This window comes from Allobosea sp. (assembly GCF_030695125.1).
Taxonomy (GTDB): Bacteria; Pseudomonadota; Alphaproteobacteria; order Rhizobiales; family Beijerinckiaceae; genus Allobosea.
Genome location: NZ_JAUYTP010000080.1, coordinates 1 through 17,931, shown reverse-complemented (window position 1 = coordinate 17,931; position 17,931 = coordinate 1). Strand labels below are relative to the sequence as shown.

20 protein-coding genes and 1 pseudogene are annotated in these 17,931 nt (G+C 66.6%); 9 read left to right on the top strand and 12 right to left on the bottom strand.

The genetic code is table 11. The features are described 5' to 3' along the window. Together Q8S38_RS23765 and Q8S38_RS23760 are read left to right on the top strand one after the other, a co-directional pair. Positions 1 to 816, top strand: an 816-nt coding sequence (locus tag Q8S38_RS23765; RefSeq protein WP_305682804.1) for a sensor histidine kinase, incomplete at its 5' end; no start/stop codon positions are given. Between the two features lie 82 nt (positions 817 to 898). After that, entirely contained in the window at positions 899 to 2,020 is a 1,122-nt protein-coding gene (locus tag Q8S38_RS23760) for a D-alanine--D-alanine ligase family protein (RefSeq protein WP_305682803.1), read from the top strand. On the opposite strand, the gene cobT is transcribed toward Q8S38_RS23760, so the two are convergent. After that, positions 2,008 to 3,036, bottom strand: a complete 1,029-nt coding sequence (gene cobT / locus Q8S38_RS23755) for a nicotinate-nucleotide--dimethylbenzimidazole phosphoribosyltransferase (RefSeq protein WP_305682802.1) — start codon at positions 3,034 to 3,036, stop codon at positions 2,008 to 2,010. The genes Q8S38_RS23760 and cobT overlap by 13 nt on opposite strands. A gap of 81 nt (positions 3,037 to 3,117) precedes the next feature. On the opposite strand from cobT, the gene Q8S38_RS23750 reads away from it, so the two are divergent. From Q8S38_RS23750 to Q8S38_RS23740, 3 genes are all read left to right on the top strand, one after another. Continuing rightward, a complete protein-coding gene (locus Q8S38_RS23750; RefSeq protein ID WP_305682801.1) occupies positions 3,118 to 3,996 on the top strand; it encodes an adenosylcobinamide-GDP ribazoletransferase in 879 nt (292 codons plus the stop codon). Further along, positions 3,993 to 4,181 carry a DUF1289 domain-containing protein gene (locus tag Q8S38_RS23745; protein ID WP_371125959.1) on the top strand — a complete coding sequence of 63 codons (189 nt, stop codon included), beginning with the start codon at positions 3,993 to 3,995 and terminating at the stop codon, positions 4,179 to 4,181. Before Q8S38_RS23750 ends, Q8S38_RS23745 begins: the two co-directional genes overlap by 4 nt. 64 nt (positions 4,182 to 4,245) lie before the next feature. Further along, positions 4,246 to 4,488: a hypothetical protein gene (locus Q8S38_RS23740; protein WP_305682800.1), complete on the top strand. Its 243-nt coding sequence runs from the start codon at positions 4,246 to 4,248 to the stop codon at positions 4,486 to 4,488. Between the two features lie 28 nt (positions 4,489 to 4,516). On the opposite strand, the gene Q8S38_RS23735 is transcribed toward Q8S38_RS23740, so the two are convergent. Both Q8S38_RS23735 and Q8S38_RS23730 read right to left on the bottom strand, forming a co-directional pair. After that, complete coding sequence (locus tag Q8S38_RS23735) at positions 4,517 to 4,927, bottom strand: GNAT family N-acetyltransferase (RefSeq protein ID WP_305682806.1); 411 nt, start codon at positions 4,925 to 4,927, stop codon at positions 4,517 to 4,519. A 97-nt stretch (positions 4,928 to 5,024) separates the two neighbouring features. Beyond that, on the bottom strand, positions 5,025 to 5,858 hold the full coding sequence (locus Q8S38_RS23730) for a sulfite exporter TauE/SafE family protein (protein WP_305682799.1): 834 nt from the start codon (positions 5,856 to 5,858) through the stop codon (positions 5,025 to 5,027). 391 nt (positions 5,859 to 6,249) lie between these two features. Between Q8S38_RS23730 and Q8S38_RS23725 the strand changes: the two genes are divergently transcribed. Beyond that, entirely contained in the window at positions 6,250 to 7,491 is a 1,242-nt protein-coding gene (locus Q8S38_RS23725) for an SMP-30/gluconolactonase/LRE family protein (protein ID WP_305682798.1), read from the top strand. 117 nt (positions 7,492 to 7,608) lie between these two features. Here Q8S38_RS23725 and Q8S38_RS23720 read toward each other — a convergent pair whose 3' ends face one another. After that, positions 7,609 to 8,049 carry an SRPBCC family protein gene (locus Q8S38_RS23720; RefSeq protein WP_305682797.1) on the bottom strand — a complete coding sequence of 147 codons (441 nt, stop codon included), beginning with the start codon at positions 8,047 to 8,049 and terminating at the stop codon, positions 7,609 to 7,611. Between the two features lie 22 nt (positions 8,050 to 8,071). Next, on the bottom strand, positions 8,072 to 8,401 hold the full coding sequence (locus Q8S38_RS23715; protein ID WP_371125958.1) for an ArsR/SmtB family transcription factor: 330 nt from the start codon (positions 8,399 to 8,401) through the stop codon (positions 8,072 to 8,074). Positions 8,402 to 9,527: 1,126 nt separating this feature from the next. Between Q8S38_RS23715 and Q8S38_RS23705 the strand changes: the two genes are divergently transcribed. Genes Q8S38_RS23705 through Q8S38_RS23695 form a run of 3 tightly spaced genes read left to right on the top strand, consistent with a single transcriptional unit; the run spans position 9,528 to position 10,988 of the window. Further along, on the top strand, positions 9,528 to 10,592 hold the full coding sequence (locus Q8S38_RS23705) for a permease (RefSeq protein WP_305682795.1): 1,065 nt from the start codon (positions 9,528 to 9,530) through the stop codon (positions 10,590 to 10,592). A 16-nt stretch (positions 10,593 to 10,608) separates the two neighbouring features. After that, a complete protein-coding gene (locus tag Q8S38_RS23700) occupies positions 10,609 to 10,845 on the top strand; it encodes a thioredoxin family protein (protein WP_305682794.1) in 237 nt (78 codons plus the stop codon). Next, entirely contained in the window at positions 10,830 to 10,988 is a 159-nt protein-coding gene (locus Q8S38_RS23695; RefSeq protein WP_305682793.1) for a hypothetical protein, read from the top strand. The genes Q8S38_RS23700 and Q8S38_RS23695 overlap by 16 nt, the downstream gene beginning before the upstream one ends. 201 nt (positions 10,989 to 11,189) lie before the next feature. Here Q8S38_RS23695 and Q8S38_RS23690 read toward each other — a convergent pair whose 3' ends face one another. The 7 genes and pseudogenes from Q8S38_RS23690 to Q8S38_RS23660 form a co-directional block, all read right to left on the bottom strand. After that, positions 11,190 to 11,519, bottom strand: a complete 330-nt coding sequence (locus Q8S38_RS23690) for a c-type cytochrome (protein ID WP_305682805.1) — start codon at positions 11,517 to 11,519, stop codon at positions 11,190 to 11,192. A gap of 153 nt (positions 11,520 to 11,672) precedes the next feature. Further along, positions 11,673 to 11,966, bottom strand: a pseudogene (locus tag Q8S38_RS23685) (c-type cytochrome); the annotation flags it as partial. 58 nt (positions 11,967 to 12,024) lie between these two features. Continuing rightward, positions 12,025 to 13,395 carry a molybdopterin-dependent oxidoreductase gene (locus Q8S38_RS23680; protein ID WP_305682792.1) on the bottom strand — a complete coding sequence of 457 codons (1,371 nt, stop codon included), beginning with the start codon at positions 13,393 to 13,395 and terminating at the stop codon, positions 12,025 to 12,027. 154 nt (positions 13,396 to 13,549) lie between these two features. Then, positions 13,550 to 14,881, bottom strand: a complete 1,332-nt coding sequence (locus Q8S38_RS23675; RefSeq protein WP_305682791.1) for a sigma-54-dependent transcriptional regulator — start codon at positions 14,879 to 14,881, stop codon at positions 13,550 to 13,552. Then, the gene (locus Q8S38_RS23670) at positions 14,871 to 16,316 is read right to left on the bottom strand and encodes a sensor histidine kinase (RefSeq protein ID WP_305682790.1); all 1,446 of its coding nucleotides are present in this window, start codon (positions 16,314 to 16,316) and stop codon (positions 14,871 to 14,873) included. The genes Q8S38_RS23675 and Q8S38_RS23670 overlap by 11 nt, the downstream gene beginning before the upstream one ends. A gap of 2 nt (positions 16,317 to 16,318) precedes the next feature. Beyond that, the gene (locus tag Q8S38_RS23665; protein ID WP_305682789.1) at positions 16,319 to 17,179 is read right to left on the bottom strand and encodes a substrate-binding domain-containing protein; all 861 of its coding nucleotides are present in this window, start codon (positions 17,177 to 17,179) and stop codon (positions 16,319 to 16,321) included. A 641-nt stretch (positions 17,180 to 17,820) separates the two neighbouring features. Continuing rightward, positions 17,821 to 17,931, bottom strand: a 111-nt coding sequence (locus Q8S38_RS23660; protein WP_305682042.1) for an IS3 family transposase, incomplete at its 5' end; no start/stop codon positions are given.

Below are 17,931 nucleotides of genomic sequence, written 5' to 3'. Positions count from 1 at the left end.
GATGCGCTGATCGCCGAGCTCGAGACCGCCAACGCCAATTCCGACGAGGCAAGGCGCAAGGCCGAAGAGGCCAATCTGGCGAAATCGCGCTTTCTGGCGACGATGAGCCATGAGCTGCGCACGCCGCTCAACGCGATCCTCGGGTTCTCCGAGGTGATGAAGAACGAGGTCTTCGGCGGGCACGCGAACTCCGCCTACAAGGAATACTCCGCCGACATTCACAGCTCCGGCCAGCATCTGCTCGAACTGATCAACGAGATCCTCGATCTGTCGCGGATCGAGTCGGGCAAATACGACCTCAACGAGGAGGCGCTGTCGCTGGCCGAGATCGCGGAGGATTGCCGGCATATGCTGAACCTGCGCGCCAAGGCCAAGAGCCAGACGATCCGCGAGGCGGTCGAGCCTGATCTGCCGAGGGTCTGGGCCGACGAGCGCGCCATCCGCCAGGTCGTCCTCAACATCCTCTCGAACGCGATCAAGTTCACGCCCCCGGGCGGCGACATCATCATCAAGGTCGGCTGGACCGCCAATGGCGGGCAGTATGTCTCGATCACCGACACCGGCCCCGGCATCCCCGAGGACGAAATCCCGATCGTGCTGCAGACCTTCGGGCGCGGCTCGCTGGCGATCAAGACGGCCGAGCAGGGTTCGGGGCTTGGCCTGCCGATCGTCAAGGGTCTGATCGACCTGCATGGCGGCAGCTTCAGCCTGAAGTCGAAGCCGCGCGCCGGGACAGAGGTGACCGTCACGCTGCCGCCGGTGCGGGTGATGGACACGCTCGCCGCTCTGCCGGAGCCGCAGACGCGGGCCGCGTGACCCGCCCGAATCGCGCCATAGCTCTCGCCCATAGCCGTCTTCGTTGCGTTCTCCCTCCTCCAGCCTGTCGGACCCTTCGATCATGAACCGGAAAACGCGCGTCGCCGTGCTCTATGGCGGAAAGTCCGGCGAGCATGAGGTCTCGCTGAAATCGGCGGCCTCGGTCCTGCGCTATCTCGACCGCGATCGCTTCGAGCCGGTGCCGGTGAGCATCGACAAGGACGGCCGCTGGCAGTGCCACGACCTCGCGCGGATCGACGCCTCGAACACCGAAAGCCTGCCGATCCCGGCCGAGTCACCCGCGATCCGCTTCGAGTCCCAGGCCGATGGGCGCACCGCCATCCTGCCGAGCGATCCCCATGCCGCCGCGATCGCCCCGGTCGATGTCGTTTTCCCGGTGATCCACGGCCCGCTCTGCGAGGACGGCTCGCTGCAGGGCCTGCTCGAACTTTCGGGCGCGGCCTATGTCGGCTCGGGCGTGCTCGGCTCGGCCGTCTCGATGCACAAGGACATCGCCAAGCGGTTGGCGGCGCTGGCGGGCCTGCCCGTCGCGCCCTATTTCGCGGTCGCGCGGCGGGATTATCGCCGGGACCCTGCCGCCGCCACGGAAGCGGCCCGCGCCGGGCTGACGCTGCCGGTCTTCGTCAAGCCCTGCAACATGGGCTCCAGCGTCGGCGTGCACAAAGTGAAGCGCTGGGAGGATCTCGACGCCGCGCTCGCGGACGCGTTCGAGTACGATCTCAAGGTGCTGATCGAGCAGGGCATCGACGCCCGCGAGATCGAGGTGGCCGTCCTCGACGGCGAACCGCCGGTGGCGAGTGTCGCCAGCGAGCTCAATGCCGGCCCGCAGCACGAATTCTACTCCTATGAGGCGAAGTACATCGACCAGGACGGCGCCAGCGTCGACCTGCCGGCGAAGCTCGACGAGGCGCAGATGGCCCGCGTGCGGCAACTGGCGATCGACGCCTTCGTGGCGCTCGACTGCAGCGGGCTGGCGCGCGTCGACTTCTTCCTCGACCGCAAGAGCGGGGCCTTCTACTTCAACGAGATCAACACGCTGCCGGGCTTCACCGCGATCAGCATGTATCCGAAGATGATGGAAGCCTCGGGCATGCCCTACCCCGCGCTTCTGACCCGGCTGGTCGAGCTGGCGCAGGAACGCCACGCCGAGCGGGCGGGGCTGAAGACGAGCTACGAGGCCTGATCTTTTCCTGCCACGCCCGCCTGCGCGAACGTCGCCATGCCGTTGTGAATCGCCGCGGCGGCCTTGACGAGGCTGGCGGCGAGAGCGGCGCCGGAGCCTTCGCCGAGGCGCATGTCGAGTGCCAGCAGCGGCGCCTTGCCGAGCCTCGCCAGCACCTGCGCATGGGCGCCCTCGGCCGAGAGATGGCCGGCGATGCAGTGGTCGATCGCGGAGGGTTCGATCGCATGCAGGATGGCGGCGGCGGCCGTCACCACATAGCCGTCGAGGATCACCGGGATCCGCTGCGAGCGCGCGGCGATGATGGCGCCGCAGATTGCCGCGACCTCGCGCCCGCCGAGGCGGCGCAGCACCTCGAGCGGGTCCTTGAGATGGGCGCGGTGCAGCGCGATGCCGGCCTCGACCGCGGCGACCTTGCGCTTCAGCCCGGCATCGTCGAGCCCGGTGCCGCGGCCGCACCAGAAGGCGGCGTCGCCGCCATAGAGCGCGGCATAGATCGCCGCCGCCGAGGTGGTGTTGCCGATGCCCATCTCGCCGAGGCAGAGCAGATCCGTGCCGCCGACCAGCGCCTCCATGCCGAAGGCCATGGTGGCGACGCAGGCGCGCTCGTCGAGCGCATCCCCTTGCGTGAAATCCCCCGTCGGCAGGTCGAGGGCGAGGTCGAAGACCTTGAAGCCGAGATCGAAGGCGGCGCAAATCTGGTTGATCGCCGCGCCGCCGGCCGCGAAATTATCGAGCATCTGGCGCGTCACCGCCTGTGGAAAGGCCGAGACGCCCTGGGCGACGACGCCGTGATTGCCGGCGAAAACACAGACCAGCGGGCGGTCGACCGAGGGCTTGCCCTTGCCCTGCCAGGCGGCGAGCCATTCGGCGATCTCCTCCATGCGGCCGAGGCTGCCGGCGGGCTTGGTCAACTCCTTGTCGCGGGCGCGCACCATGTTCGCGGCCGCCATATCGGGGCCGGGCATCGCGGCGATCAGCTCGCGGATGTCGTCGAAGGGCAATCCAGAAACGGCCATGGTGGACTCTGTGGCTAAGGACGGGCGGCGGCGCTTCGGCGATGGCCCCGCGGTTGCCGCTGCTGCTATAGGCTGTGGCGGATGAAGACAATCGAGGACAGGAATGAGGCGGTGCCGCAGGCCGCGCCTGTAGCGCCGGCGGGTGCCGAGCCGACCTGGCCCGGCTGGACCGTCGCGACCGCGATCTGCATCCGCTTCTATTCGCGCCTGCCGGTCCCGGCCCTGCCCGGCGAGGCCGATCCCCATGCCGCCCCCGATTTCCGCACCGTGCCGCGCGCCCTGCCCTTGGCGGCGCTGGTCATCGCCCTGCCGGCCGCGCTGGTCCTGGCTGGCGCCGGAGCCGCCGGCCTCGGCGGGCTGCTCTCGGCTGCGCTCGCCCTCGCGACGCTGGCGGTGACGACGGGCGCCCTGCACGAGGACGGGCTCGCCGACAGTGCCGACGGGCTCTTCGGCGGTCGTACGCCCGAGCGCCGGCTCGAGATCATGAAGGACAGCCGGCTCGGCAGCTATGGCGCCCTGGCGATGGGACTGGCGCTGCTGCTGCGTGTCTTCGCGCTGGCGCTGATCCTCGACCGGGCCGGGCCGCTGGCAGCGAGCGGTGCCCTCGTGGCGGCGGCCGTGCTGTCGCGGCTGTCGGGCCTGCATCTGCTGGCGGGGATGGCGCCGGCCCGCCCGGTGGGTGCCTCGGCGTCGGTCGGGCGGCCGAGCCTGCCGACCGCCTGGCTGGCCTCCGCCATTGGCCTTCTGCTCGCGGTCGGGCTCGCGCTCATCTGCCAGCTGCCGCTCGCGGGGCTGGGACTCGGGCTCGCGCTGATCGCCCTCAACGCGTTTCTCGTCAGGCGCCTCTGCCGCCGGCTGATCGGCGGACAGACCGGCGACGTCGCGGGCGCGACGCAGCAGCTCGACGAGATCGCGCTCTATCTCGGCTTCGCGCTGATGCTGGGGACAGGCCTGTCGTGACCGCGATCTCCTCGCCCTGCGTCAAGCTCTGCCAGCTCGACCCCGCAACCCGGCTCTGCCTCGGCTGCGGCCGCTCGCTCCACGAGATCGGGCGCTGGAGCAACCTGAGCGAGGCGGAGCGCCGGGCGATCATGACCGAACTGCCTGCTCGGCTCGGAGCCCGGAAAAGCGTCAGAGCACCTTGACGATACGGAATGGCGGCGCATCCTTCGGGGCGTTTCAGACGAGCGATTTCATCAGGAGATTCGCATGCGCAAGATCATGATCAGCCTGCCCACCGGGCTGTTCGCCGCTGCCGCCATCTATGCCGTGTCCAGTGTCGCCCTGCCCGCGCCGGCCGCCGCCGTGGTCTGCGCCAAGGGTGTCTACCGCGCCGGCTGCGTCGGCCCCAACGGCGCCGTCGCCGTCCGCCGTCCCGCCGCACGCAAGCACGGTGCCGTCTGCCGGCGCTACGGAATCGTTGGCGGCGTTCGCCGCTGCGTCGTGTGGTAACGCCCGCCGCGCTCCGGCGCGGACGGGCTCAGGCCTCCGTCCGCGCCAGCCCCGACAGGGCCTCGCCCGCCAGGCGGTAGAAGACCTTCTCGCTCTGGGCGATGGCACCAAGGCCCTCGTAGAAGCGCAGCAGGTCGGGGTTGGTGGCATCCGCGGTCCAGTCGGGCCGCTTGTGGCCGCGCGCCAGCGCGAGCTCCGCCAGCGCGCGCATCAGCGCGCGACCGATGCCGCGACCGCGCGCGGCGGCGGCGACATAGAGTTCCTTCAGGAAGAAGCCTGAGGTCAGGCCCGGCCCCGGATAGATCGCACAGGCGGAGGCGAAGCCGAGCAGCGCCCCCTGTCGCTCCGCAATCAGGATCTCGACGCCGTCGGGCCGCTTGGCGAGACCGTCCAGGATGGCCTGCAATGGTGGACAGGGGACGCGGTAATGCGCCTGCATGTCCACCATCAGCGCGGCAAGCGCCTGATGGTCCAAGGCGGCGAGAGCCCGGATGCCGAAGGGGCTCGCGCTGTCTGCCACGTCAGCCTTCCCGCGATCAGACCACCAGCGACCAGATGAAGCGGGCGGCGACGATCAGCAGGAACAGGCCGAACACCACTTCGAGCTTGCGCTTCGAGAGCCGGTGCGCGAGGCGCGCGCCGATCGGTGCCGTCCAGATCGAGGTCGGGATGAACAGCATGAAGCCGATCAGCGAGACATAGCCGAGCGAGAGCGGCGGCAGCACGTCCATCTTCGGCCAGCCGGCATAGATGAAGCCGAGCGCGCCGGGGATCGAGATCAGCACGCCGAGCCCCGAGGAGGTCGCCACCGCCTGGTGGATCGGGCGGCCGTAGAAGGTCATGAACAGGCTTGAGAGCTGGCCGCCGCCGATGCCCATCAGCGCCGACAGCACGCCGATGACAGCGCCATAGATGTTCATCACGATCTTGCCGGGCATCTCCGTGCCGAGCTGCCAGCGATCGGAGGCAAAGAGCAGGCGCATCGCGCTGAAGATCGCGACGATGACGAAGATGACCTTGAACAGGTCGGCGGGCGCGAAGCGGGCGATGTAGCTTCCGACGATGACGCCGAGCACGACCGGAATCGCCCAGATCTTCAGGATCGACATGTCGACCATGCCCTTGGCGCGATGCGCCTGGAACGAGCGGATCGAGGTCGGGATGATCACCGCCAGCGACGTGCCGACGCAGAGCGGCATGCGGACATCCTCGGGCACGCCGATGACGCGGAAGACCTCGTAGAGGATCGGCACGATGACCGCGCCGCCGCCGACGCCGAAGACGCCCGCGAGCAGGCCCGTGAGCGCGCCCGCCGCGACCAGCGAGATCGCCAGGAAGACGAGGTCCCCGATGGGAATTCCAGCAAACATGACAGCGACCCGACCAAAGGAAGGCTGCTGTGAGCGATTTCGCCGGCCGGAGCAAGCACGCCACAGCGGAGCGGTCATGCAAGGCAGTGATCGCGGGGGGCAACGCCCCGCGGCGATGGGCGATGCCGGCTCGACGACGCGGCATTGAAGAGGCGGCATTGAAGAGGCGCCTTCAGCAAGAGCGATGCCGGCATGCCGCAGCCCGCATGCTCAGGTTGCAAGACGGCCCCCACGCCAGCGCCGCTCGACCCCGGCCAGCCACCCTGATGATCTGCAGCCTGGAGAACGCGCGCCCGCCGGGCCGCGACCAGCGTGGGCGAAAGGAAGCGTCACGAGACGTGCCGAAGGCCGGCAGCAAGCCGGTTTCAACAACAATCCTGGGAGGTAAACGATGACAGACCCTACTGCTCACGACCGCGATCCCGCACCGCATCACCCTGCGATCCTGTCCCGCCGCACGCTGATCCATGCCGCCGGGCTCGGGGCGCTCGCCGCGACGGCCGGCCCCGCTCTCTCGCAGACCGCAGCCGGCCCCGCCGCACCGCCGACCACGATCACCACCCCGCCGCGCGACTTCAGCCGCCAAGGCGCGCCGACGACCTATTTCTGGGACCCCGACGTCATCGCTGTCGATCCTGCCTTCAACGGGCTGGCGCAGCCCAATGCCGCGATCCAGCGGATCTGGACCGGCGGCCTCTGGGTCGAGGGGCCGGCCTGGAACGCGCAGGGCCAGTACCTGGTCTGGAGCGACATCCCGCGCAACCGGCAGATGCGCTGGATCGAGGATGACGGCCGGGTCACCGTCTTCCGCGCGCCCTCGGGCAACAGCAACGGCAACAGCTTCGATTTCCAGGGCCGGCAGCTGTCCTGCGAGCATCTCAACCGCCGCGTCGTGCGCTACGAACTCGATGGCTCGGCGACGGTGCTGGCCGACTCGTTCGACGGCAAGAAGCTGAACTCGCCCAACGATGTCGTCGCCCATCCCGACGGCAGCTACTGGTTCACCGATCCGCCCTATGGCGGGCAGCTCTATGAGGGCGCACCTGACGCTCCCGGCGGGCCGAGCAACGCGAACGGCAAGCTCAACCCGCGGCTCGGCCAGCCGCCGGGCATCGGGCTCGCCAAGCGCGAGCTGCCGACCAACACCTACCGGCTCGACCCGAGCGGGCGGGTCGAACTCGTCGTGCCGGAAGCACAGGTGCCCGACCCCAACGGCCTGTGCTTCTCGCCCGATTTCAAGAAGCTCTACATCGCCTCGACCGGCAAGGGACCGGGCGACACCGGCCCGGGCGGCAAGGGCGACATCCACGTCTTCGATGTCGGCACCGACAACAAGCTCAGCAACGGCCACGTCTTCTCCGACTGCAGGGTCGACGGCGTGCATTGCGGGCCCGATGGCTTACGCTGCGATGTCGAGGGCAATCTCTGGGCCTCGTCCAATGCCGGGCGCAATGTCGGCTATAGCGGGGTAATCGTCTTCAACCCCGCCGGCAAGCTGATCGGCCGCATCCGCCTGCCCGAGGTCTGCGGCAATATCTGCTTCGGCGGGCCGAAGCGGAACCGGCTGTTCATGGCCGCGAGCCAGTCGATCTACGCGCTCTATTTGGGCACGCAGGGCGCCGGGCCGGGCTGAAAGGGCCCTTTCTCCGAGCCGTCATTGCGAGCGCAGCGAAGCAATCCAGCCCGTCGGTTTCGGCAGCCCCTGGATTGCTTCGTCACGGCGTTCCTCGCAATGACGGGAGCCGGGCCGTCAGGCGAAGAGCGCCTCCAGCTTGGCGAGCGAGCCGGTCCAGCCATGGGTGTGGCCCTTGACCGCCTGCTCGTCGAAGAGCTGCTCGTGCAGCAGGGTCAGGATCGTGCCCGCGCTATCGGGCTTGAAGGTCACGGTGACCTGCGAGACACGCTCGGGCGTCGTGATCCAGGACCAGGAGAAGACCAGCTTCTCATTCGCGACGACCTCGCAATAGGTGCCGGAGACCTCGTGGCGCTCGCCGGTGTTCTCCAGCATGACCACCCGGAAGCCGCCGCCGACGTGGGCGTCGACCGAGACCTCCTGCGTCACGACGTTTTCCGGCCCGAACCATTGCATCAGCAGCTTGGGATCGGTCCAGGCCGCGAAGACCTCGGCTGGCGTGGCGTTCAGCCGGCGCTTGATCGTCAGGCTCGGCGTGGTCGCGGCGCGCTCGTGCATGGCCGTTCCTCTCTCGGGGGGCTCACTCGGCCTCGGAGGGGGCCTTGCGGCGCGCCTCCAGCATCGCCTCCAGCGCGTCGAGGCGCTGCGTCCAGAATCTCTGATAGCGCGCGAGCCAGCCCATCGCCTCCTCCATCGGGTCGGCCTTGAGGCGGCAGGAGACGGTACGGCCCGTCTTCGTCCGCGTGATCAGCCCGGCATCCGACAGCACGTCGAGATGCTTCATCACCGCAGGCAGCGACATCGCGAAGGGCCGGGCCAGTTCGCTGACCGAGACCGCCTCCGCGCCCTCGAGGCGCGCGAGCAGGGCCCGCCGCGTGGGATCGGACAGAGCCGCGAAGGTCCGATCCAACTGCGACGATTCCAACTTAACCATTGCGTTAAGTTATCTGGCATCCGTCGGAAGCGTCAAGTCCTGCGGGCGCGTCAATCCGACACGCTGCAGGGAAAGCCGAAGCTTGCCGCAGTGTAAGAAAGCGACCGCAATCCTGTTGGTGCGCGCCGGCATCTGTCCAGAATGGAAGTCCTGCGGGTCGACGTCGCGAAGCGAGGCGGTCCGTTGTCAAATCTCATCTCTGTGCAGAGAGGCATAGTGTTTCCGCGATTGTCGATCGAGTTCCGCAATCGATCTACGGACGCCCGGTTCTAGCCGGGCGTCCAATCTCATTCTGATCGGTCACTTCGTGCTGCCACGGCTGTGAGTTGCATCAACGACGTGGCTGCCGCGATTCGGCTTTGGACATTCGTTTGGTAAGCGCCCTGCCCCGGCGCAACTCGGCGTGGGCTCCGCCTGAACAAGGCAATCGAGGTTGGAGGGCCTTATGCCCCATGACCGAACCTCTTGTGGTCGTACTAGCCGGGCGGCTCTTGGCACTTCGGCAAGACGAGTTCCCGAGATTGGCCCCAACCGGACGTCGGCAAGGTCCGCTTCTGGGCGGCTTGATGATCCGCCCCCGAGGCGGTCAGGCTGACGGGCACCCGCTTTCGGCCTTGCCGCTCCAATGATCGAAATCGCTCACGAGCGCGATCAGCTGCGCGAGGAGCCATGACGTGTCACCAACTGATGGTCGCCCGCGGCGTCCATCCTCATCACTGAGCGCCATCAGGCGCCTGATCTGGCGCGCGCTGGCGTAAGGTGAATGAGCAGGTGATCTGGACGCCCTTGTAACCAGTCGGCCGCCCGATTGAATGCGCTTGCGACGCGGCTGGAGCCAAAGCGTCTACTGGCGGATGGGCGCGAGCACTGCGTCTGAGAGCTAATGGAGTTCCTGAGCGCCACGCAGTCGCGCATTTCGCGGCATATGGGCGTGGTCAAGGCCGTGGGGCTCGTGACCGACAGGCGCGACGCGCAATAGGTGCGCCATCGGCGCCATCCCGACCTGGCTCCAGAGCTCGATGCGATCCTCGACGCCGTTTGACGGCGATCAAGGCGCGAGAGGTCCTGTCGGCGCATCAGATGCAGAACGAAAGAATGCAGCATGACCGCCAATGTCGCTGAGCCGCGTCGGGACAGAACCCCAGAGCCCAGCACGCTGGCCTGGGTCGGCGGGGTGCTGGCCTTCGTGGTGCTCTGGTCCCTAGTCTACGGACAACTCATCCCGTTTTCGGAATGGGCGGTAACGCAGCTGCCCCTGACGCCGGGGACTCAGGCTTTTGAGGCCGTCAAATTCTTCCTCTACGACACGCCCAAGGTGCTGATGCTGCTGACGCTCGTCGTGTTCGCCATGGGCATGGTCCGCAGCTTCTTCTCGCCCGAACGGACGCGGGCGCTGCTGGCCGGGCGTCGCGAGGGCGTCGGCAACATCGCCGCAGCGACGCTGGGGATCTTCACACCGTTCTGCTCCTGCTCGGCCGTGCCGCTCTTCGTCGGTTTCGTCTCGGCGGGCGTTCCGCTCGGGATCACCTTCTCCTTCCTGATCGCCGCGCCGATGATCAACGAAGTTGCGCTCGGCCTCCTGCTCGCGCTGCTCGGTTGGAAGGTGGCGCTCACATATCTTGCTTTCGGGCTCTCCCTCGCCATCCTGTCGGGCTGGGTCATCGGTCGTTTGCATCTCGAGGGCTGGCTGGAGGAATGGGTGCGCGACGTACGCCTCGGCGAGGTCGATCTGCCGATCGACCGGCTGACGATCGTCGACAGGATCAAGGCCGGGATCGAGGCCGTCCGCGAAATCGTCGGCAAGGTCTGGCTCTGGATTATCGCCGGCATCGCCGCTGGCGCGTTCATCCATGGCTACGTCCCTGCCGACCTGCTCGCAACCATCATGGGCAGGGATGCCTGGTGGTCGGTGCCCGCAGCCGTCCTGCTCGGGGTCCCGATGTATTCCAATGCGGCGGGCATCATCCCCATCGTCGAGGCGCTGCTCGGCAAGGGCGCCGCGCTGGGGACGGTGCTGGCCTTCATGATGAGCGTAATCGCGCTCTCGCTGCCCGAAATGATCATCCTGCGGAAGGTGCTCAGCCTGAAGCTGATCGCCGTCTTCGTCGGCGTCGTCGCCACTGGCATCCTGGTCGTGGGCTTTCTCTTCAACCTGCTTTTCACCTGACCGAAAGCTCAACGCCATGAAATACGTTAAAGTTCTCGGCCCTGGCTGCAAGCGCTGCCAAGCGATCGAAGCGATGGTGAGCGCGGAGGCCACCCGCCTTGGTGTGGCCGTCTCCGTCGAGAAGGTGACCGACTACGCCGCGATCGCCGGCTACGGAATCATGTCGACCCCGGGCATCGTGATCGACGGCAAGGTCGTCCATGCCGGCGGCGTGCCCAAGACCGAGGATGTCGCAAAGTGGCTGTCGGCGTGATTCTTGACTACCACGTCGAGGCGCTTGGCGGCGTGGCGACGACAAAGCAGGCCGAGATCGTGCTCGATACCGATCGTGCCGGCCGACGAGACACGTTCAACCCGGTGGCCCCCGGCCAGTCGCGAATGTCGGTTTTGGGGTAAAGCCTTAATCGCAGGAATCGGCGCCTCTCGTCTGTACCAGCGTGCTGCCTGATCTCGGGGCGATGGGTGTGGTTGGGACGTTTTCCGACGTAGCGCGACAAGTGTTCCTCTGGCGAGTTCCGATCGAAATCACGGCCTTAGAGACTTCAGGGGTACGCCCCCGAGGTGACAAAGCGGCTTCGCACTGACACCACGACTACCTCATTGCCCCTGCTTCCCATCCGCAGCGTATTGCTTCAGGAAGGCCGCGAGATCCCTGATCTCCTGCTCGTTCTTGATCCCGGCGAAGACCATTTTCGTCCCCGGCATCGCGCCGCGCGGGTCCTGAATGTATCGGGCGAAGCTCGCGTTGTCCCAGGACAGCCCTGAGGCCTTGTTGGCTGGCGAATAGGCATAGCCCTCGACAGAGCCTGCGACGCGGCCGAACAGGCCGTTGAGATGCGGTCCGACCCCATTGCGGGCTGTGGGGCCGACCTGGTGGCAGGCCCGGCATTTGGCCCAGGACCGCTCGCCGGCGGAATTGTCAAGCATTGGCGCCGTCGCGGCTGCAACGGTTGTCTGTGCCGGCGCCGACCCAGGGGCTGGCGCAGCGGCCTGCGGCGCTTTGATCGCTATTGACGGCGCGTTGGCAGGAGAGAGGGTGTCTGCCGGCTTGATGGCGCCGTGATTGGCCAGCACGTAAGCGACGACAGCCCATTTCTGCTCGTCCGTCATCAGGCTTGGGTCGTTGAATGGCATCAGCATTTGGTGATACTCGAAAAGGCCTTGGGCCGTCTCGAATTTCGCGATGAGCGAGCCCGGTCCCCAGATCGGCGTCTGGTAGCCTTCGCCTCGCTTTCCGTCAGCGCCGTGGCATTGCGTGCAGAACTGGCCGTACAATGCCTTGCCCTGTGCGACCTGCGCGCTCTCCTGAGCCGCTGCCGCACATGGTGATGCCAACGCCGCCGCGAGTGCGGCGACCGATATCAACTTCGTCATGCTTTCGTCCTGCGTGCGGGAGACCATGGCGAGCGGCCAAAGCCGCTCGCCTTTCGCCTCAGGCGACCTCGACCCGGAACTTCGGGATCGACCAGTTGGCCATGCCGAGCGAGTTCAGCGGGATCTCGGCCGGTTGCGCCGTGCCGGCATTGTCGGTCGTGCGCGTCTCGATGACATGCTGGCCGGCTGTTGCGTTCCAGGGGAACTCGAAGCGCACCCAGGTGTATTTGCCGAGGTTCGGCGGCCGGATGGTTGCGGACTGCCATGCACCGCCGTCGATGCGGTAGTCCACCGTGCGGACACCGTGCTGCGGCGCCCAGGCGTAGCCGTTCATCGTCTGCTGGCCGGCGGCGAGCCTCGGCAACTCGCCTTTCTTGAGCGGGTAGTTCGCCGGAATGGAGGGCGACTTCTCGATCACGAGCGGGACCGTGATCAGCGATTTGGGGGGCATCCAGGTGACCATCGGCCCTTTGATATCGGCCTGCGTCACCCCGATGAACTCGTCATCGGCCGCGCTCTCGGGCGCAGTGTAGCTCGGCCCGATGAAGACCTCGCCCTTGGTGTTCAGCCGGCACCAGACACGCTTGTCGGTGACCCTGATCTCCGTCACCCATTTGATCGAGGCAGTGCCGCCCCAGCCGGGAACCACGATACGCACCGGCGCGCCATGATCGGGCGTCAGCGGGTTGCCATTCATCGCAAAGCAGAGGCCGATATCGTTCTGCTGCGCCAGGACGTCGGCGAACGGCATCGGTCGGCCCATGTCGTTGCCATCGACGCCGGACCAGAACAGCACCGTCTTGGCGGTGGGCTTGATGCCGACGCGGGCGAATATCTCGCTCATCGGGACATATTGCCATTCCGCCTGGCCGATGGCGCCCATCACCCAGTTGCCGCCGGCGACATCCTGACCCGTGAAGCCTCCCTGCTCCCAGAACAGGGTGCGGCCGTTGCCATGGCACTCCATCGTCGCGACCACGGTCCGCGAAGGCATTTTCAGGAGGTCGTTGTAGCTGATCTCGATGGGACGATCGACCGAATTGCCGTGGATCTTGAGCTTCCAGTTCTCGCGCGCCAGGATCGGGCGCTGCTCGACGATCGGCGTCGGATAGTGATTGCGGACATAGAACTCCTCGACCGGCGTCATGAAGGTCGTGAAGTTCCAGTAATTGCCCGAGCGAACCGTCGCGCCGATGTTCAGGACGCGCGAGTCGTCCTTCAGGATCGCACGGCGCGGGGGCGCAGCCGGGGCCCCCGCCGCGGGCGCTGCAGGAGCTGTTGCCGGCGCCTGGGCCAGGGCCGGCGCGGCCGCCACGGCGCCGAAGGCGGCCGCGGAGACGAACAGGCTGCGTCGGTCGAGATTGGTTCCGTCACGAAGCGTGCGCAGGACGAGTTCCGCGTCGCGCACGCGCTGGCTTTCACCGCTCATGGCATCCCTCCAGATGTTTTTTGCTTGCGCCGTCCATCGATCGACGCAGCAACGGACGCTAGCCGGGCAGGATGCGGCCGGCAACCGAATTTCTACCAAGTCTTTGAATTTATTGACTTATGTTCTAATTCTCGAACATGCGGAGCGGCGATGTTCAGGTTTCCGAACCGTCCTTTGCCGGCCGACCGAGACCGAGGCGCTTCATCTTGTCCCAGAGCGTCGTGCGTGAAATGCCGAGCGCCTTGGCGCTCGCAAGCACGGCACCGCCATTCTCCGACAGCACCCGCGCGATGTGTCGCCGCTCCGCATCATCACGGATGCCGTCGAGCCCCTCTCGCGAGGGCGCCCTCGGCGGGGCGCGCTCGGGGAAGAGATCTCCCGGCATCAGCAGCGGACCGTCGCCGAGCGTGACGCCGCGCACGACGCGGTTGCGGAGTTCGCGCACATTACCTGGCCAGCCATGGGCGAGCGCCGCCTCCAGCGAAAGTGCGCTCAGTCCCTGAATCCGGTCCCCGGACTGGGCTGCGAACTCTGCGACAAAGCGGTCGATCAGCCAGACGATGTCATCGGGGCGCTCGCGGAGCGGCGGCAGCGGCACGGTGACGACGTTGATCCGATAGAACAGGTCCTCGCGGAATCTGCCTTCCTTCACCATCTTCGGCAGGTCAGCATGGGTGGCGCAGACGATCCGGGCCCGGAAAATCTCAGCCCCCTCGCCACCAACCCGCGTGAAGGTGCGACTTTCGAGCAGCCGCAGGAGCTTGCTCTGGAGCGGCAGCGCGAGGTCGGCCACATCATCGAGAAACAGCGTTCCCGCGCCGACGCGTTCTGCGTGGCCCGGGTTGCGGCCTTCAACACCGTCTAAGGCTACCTTTTCCTGCCCGAAGAGTTTTCGCTCCAAGTCATCGCTGGGAGTCGTCGCGCAGCTGACTATCATGAACGGCCCGCAGTCCGGGCCGCGCGAGGCGTGCAGCAACCGGGCGCAGACTTCCTTGCCGCTGCCGGTCTCGCCAGTGAGCAGCACCGGCGCGCTCGATCCGGCAAGGCGTAGCAGCATCCTCTCGACGGCGCGAATAGCCGGCGAGATGCCGAGCACGCCCTCTCCTTCACGCTCCGTAGAATCCACCAACGCATCCAGCCGCTCCAGGAACGTCGTCATGTCGAACGGCTTGGTGACATAGTCTCCGGCGCCACAGCGCATCAGCCTCACCGCCTGGTCGATCTCGCCGTAGGCCGTCATGAACAAGAAGGGCGGCGCGCTCTCGAACTTCACGGTTTCGACGAAAATCTCCTCGCCGGTCCCATCCGGCAGTTTCAGATCGCATATCACGGCATGGTGACGGCGGCGCGCCAACCCGGCGACAGCCTCGGCCTTGGTGCGCCACCAACTGACCTGCGCACCTTCGAGTCCCAGCCGCTGGACCAGCGACTCCCCCATGATGGGATCGTCCTCGATCACTCCGATCGACCGACGCTCAAGCGACATCACGCATCTCCTGCGGACGGGTCAGAGGTATGGTCACGCGAACGAGCGCGCCGCCCAGATCGGAGGTTTCGACAACGATATCGCCCCGCAGATCGCGAACGAGCCGGTGGGTCATCCACAGACCCAAACCAGCGCCGTCCCCGATCGGAGCCGGTCGGCTTGCGATGCCCAGCAGGACCGCGTGCGCTTCGGCGCCGAAGCTCGGGCCCTGATCATGGACCTCGATCCGGAGTTGATCCCTTGCCACCGCGGCCTCGAAGCGGACGCGGCTCCCGGCAGGACTGACCTGAAGCGCGTTGAGCACCAGGTTGAGCACGATCTGGCGCATCGCAGTGGCGGGCACCGGGAGATCGCGGCCAAGGTCGTTGCGCCAGTCGAGGTCGAGCGACTGCCGCCTCACCTCCGCGCCGATCAGGAGCCTGAGGTCGTCGAGGTCGGCAGGCGCGAGATCGCGCGGGTCCCGGTCGGCCCGGTAGGTGGCGAGCGCCGAGCGGACGACGTCGCGGATGCCCTTGAGGCCTCGGTCGATCAGATCGAGCGAGGCTGCGCGCACGGATGGCGTATGGCCATGGCGTTTCAGCGTGTCGATGGCGTTGAACAAGCCGCCAAGGGGATTGTTGATTTCATGCGCCATCCCCGATGCAAGGCGTCCGAGGCTTGCCAGCCGCTCCTCCTTGGCCAGTTCCTTCGCCAGAGCCTCGCGCTCATTGACCGCTTCGGCCATGACGTTGAAGCGCTTGAACAGCCGTCCGAACTCGCGCGTCGCGGCGCCGACCGCATCGGGTGCGATCGGGTGCACGTTGCCTGCAACACCGAGGTCGAGATGACGCGAGAGTGTCCGCAGCGGCCCGAGCATCCGCCGGATCACCCAATAGCCAAAGGCGGCGAGCAGGATGGCGATCGCCGCATTCGTGGCCAACAGCGTCCGCAGCACCTCGTCACGTTCGCGCAGGAGATGGCTGACATCGTAGTCGGCGTAGATCTCGCCAATCCGGCGGTTCTGGTGGATCAAGGTGCGGCGCGCGAAGGCCCTCGCCTTTTCGGCGTCGACCGTAAGCGACTCGCCGGCATTGAACGCAAGACTGCGATCGAACTGCCGGCTCAGCACCGGCGTCTGCTTCGGGTCGCTCGCGGCCAGCGTCTCGCCCCGGCTGTCGACGACAACGATGGTGGCGCGGCCGAAGCCGCCTTCCAGCGCAGACCCGCGTTCGATGACGTCGAAAACCTCCCAGATATCCGACCGCAGAACGTAGGGGATCAGCGTCGATGCCAGCCCGTTCAGATAGATCGTCGACATCGCGCGGAGGTGGCGCTCCTGCGTTTCGCGTAGCCGTGCGAGAACCGCATTGGTCAGGACGACACTGACGACGAGCATGAACAGCGCCACCACCGCCGGCGCTTTCACGGCAAGAGGCCAACGACGGGGATCGACCATGGTCACCCTCCTCCGAGCGTCCTGACCAGGTCGACCCGGGCAGCGATGCTGTCGAACAGCGAAGGCTGGCCTGTCGCGAATCCATCGAGACGAAGCTGCGCCAGCACGCTGCGGCCCGTCTCGTCGTCGGGCATGGTCAGCAGCGCCTGTCGCAGGCGTCTGATGCCATCACTGTCGGCATTGGCAGTCGACGTGGCCACGGGCGGGAACCCCATCCATTCCGAGCGCCAGGCCGGCCGTGTCTGCCGTGTCAGCGCCGGCTCTGTCTCGGTCATGACCTCCCAGACATAGCCATCGACGCTGCCTGACTGGGCCAGCCCGGCGGCGACGGCCCGCACGACGTTGCGATGGCCATAGGTGAAGAAGGTCCGCTGGAAAAAGCCCTGCGGCTTCGCGCCTTGTTCGGCCAGAAGCGCCCGTGTGACAAGATAGCCGGAGTTCGAGTCGGGATCGGAGAAGGCATGTATATCGCCGCGCAGATCGGTGATGCCGGACGCTGCGCGACCGTCGGCGACGATGAGATAGGACTGATAGGTCGTCGTGCCGCGCCAGACCGGGACGGCTACGAGCGCCAGTTCGCGGCGGTAGGCGATGAAGGGGAAGCCGCAAATCCACGCCGCGTCGAGCAGGCCGGACAAGAGTTGCGAGGCGATCTCCTGATAGGTTCGCTTGAGCACGAGTTCGACCTCGGCGCCCATTGACAGGGAGAGATAGCGTTGCAGCGCCTCGAGAAGCTGGAGGTCGGACGTCAGGAAAACTGGCGTCAGGCCGAAGCGGAACGGCGTGGCGGCTTTCACATCGCGCACGGGGGAGACGACCAGCGCACCCGTCGCCCCGGCAAGCCATGCCCGACGCGTCAGCATGCGTCCATGCGTTCTCGATCGCCGGTGATGACCGACCGCCACGTTCGACCTCCCCAGGACTGTTTTTTGGCAGTCTGGGCTGGGCGAGATCGCACGTCAAATCGAGAAGGACATCGCCTGTCGTGGATTGTTGGATAGTCGAACCCCTATAATCCGGGGGTTGCAGATCTGGGATAGATCCGGGCAACGCGGTTAGCCGGCGGGTCATTCCAAGCTGGAAAGCTCGGTCCGCTAACTCGGCATTGAGGTTGATGACGCTCTGATCTTGTCTGAGCAGACGGAGATCTGATCGAGACGGCGCGGTGGCTCCCGCCGCGCCGTTCTCGACCGGCAATCCCTTGATCTCTGCCACGGAGCCGGATGAGTCGCGATGCGCTGAACGTCTGCTTGCCGCCAGAGCGCCAACGTCAGGAATTGGCGCATTTCGCCCGGACGTACGTCCAGCGATTTTGATGCTTTGGACGGCTCTGCACCCTTGGGGGACCTAGGCTCCTGACGTTGCCCCCTGAAGCGCCCTCGGTTTGAATTGGACTCCGTCGGAAGGAGACGGAGATGAAGAAGAGCCGGTTTAGCGAAGAGCAGATCATTGCGGTGCTGAAGGAGCACCAGGCTGGCCTGCTGCCGGTTTCGTGGACGGTCAGTTAAGCTAATCCCACCTTCATTTCGAACTCGGCCGGGCTGAGATAGCCGATGGCCGAGTGCCTGCGGATCGTGTTGTAGAACCTCTCGACGTAGTCGAACACATCTGCCCT

What these genes read in the sequence shown, in the direction of transcription:
- Q8S38_RS23760 (WP_305682803.1), top strand. Translation starts at nt 899, where the DNA reads ATGAACCGGAAAACGCGCGTCGCCGTGCTCTATGGCGGAAAGTCCGGC.
- cobT (WP_305682802.1), bottom strand. Translation starts at nt 3,036, where the DNA reads ATGGCCGTTTCTGGATTGCCCTTCGACGACATCCGCGAGCTGATCGCC.
- Q8S38_RS23750 (WP_305682801.1), top strand. Translation starts at nt 3,118, where the DNA reads ATGAAGACAATCGAGGACAGGAATGAGGCGGTGCCGCAGGCCGCGCCT.
- Q8S38_RS23740 (WP_305682800.1), top strand. Translation starts at nt 4,246, where the DNA reads ATGCGCAAGATCATGATCAGCCTGCCCACCGGGCTGTTCGCCGCTGCC.
- Q8S38_RS23735 (WP_305682806.1), bottom strand. Translation starts at nt 4,927, where the DNA reads ATGCAGGCGCATTACCGCGTCCCCTGTCCACCATTGCAGGCCATCCTG.
- Q8S38_RS23730 (WP_305682799.1), bottom strand. Translation starts at nt 5,858, where the DNA reads ATGTTTGCTGGAATTCCCATCGGGGACCTCGTCTTCCTGGCGATCTCG.
- Q8S38_RS23725 (WP_305682798.1), top strand. Translation starts at nt 6,250, where the DNA reads ATGACAGACCCTACTGCTCACGACCGCGATCCCGCACCGCATCACCCT.
- Q8S38_RS23720 (WP_305682797.1), bottom strand. Translation starts at nt 8,049, where the DNA reads ATGCACGAGCGCGCCGCGACCACGCCGAGCCTGACGATCAAGCGCCGG.
- Q8S38_RS23705 (WP_305682795.1), top strand. Translation starts at nt 9,528, where the DNA reads ATGACCGCCAATGTCGCTGAGCCGCGTCGGGACAGAACCCCAGAGCCC.
- Q8S38_RS23700 (WP_305682794.1), top strand. Translation starts at nt 10,609, where the DNA reads ATGAAATACGTTAAAGTTCTCGGCCCTGGCTGCAAGCGCTGCCAAGCG.
- Q8S38_RS23690 (WP_305682805.1), bottom strand. Translation starts at nt 11,519, where the DNA reads ATGCTTGACAATTCCGCCGGCGAGCGGTCCTGGGCCAAATGCCGGGCC.
- Q8S38_RS23680 (WP_305682792.1), bottom strand. Translation starts at nt 13,395, where the DNA reads ATGAGCGGTGAAAGCCAGCGCGTGCGCGACGCGGAACTCGTCCTGCGC.
- Q8S38_RS23675 (WP_305682791.1), bottom strand. Translation starts at nt 14,881, where the DNA reads ATGTCGCTTGAGCGTCGGTCGATCGGAGTGATCGAGGACGATCCCATC.
- Q8S38_RS23670 (WP_305682790.1), bottom strand. Translation starts at nt 16,316, where the DNA reads ATGGTCGATCCCCGTCGTTGGCCTCTTGCCGTGAAAGCGCCGGCGGTG.
- Q8S38_RS23665 (WP_305682789.1), bottom strand. Translation starts at nt 17,179, where the DNA reads ATGCTGACGCGTCGGGCATGGCTTGCCGGGGCGACGGGTGCGCTGGTC.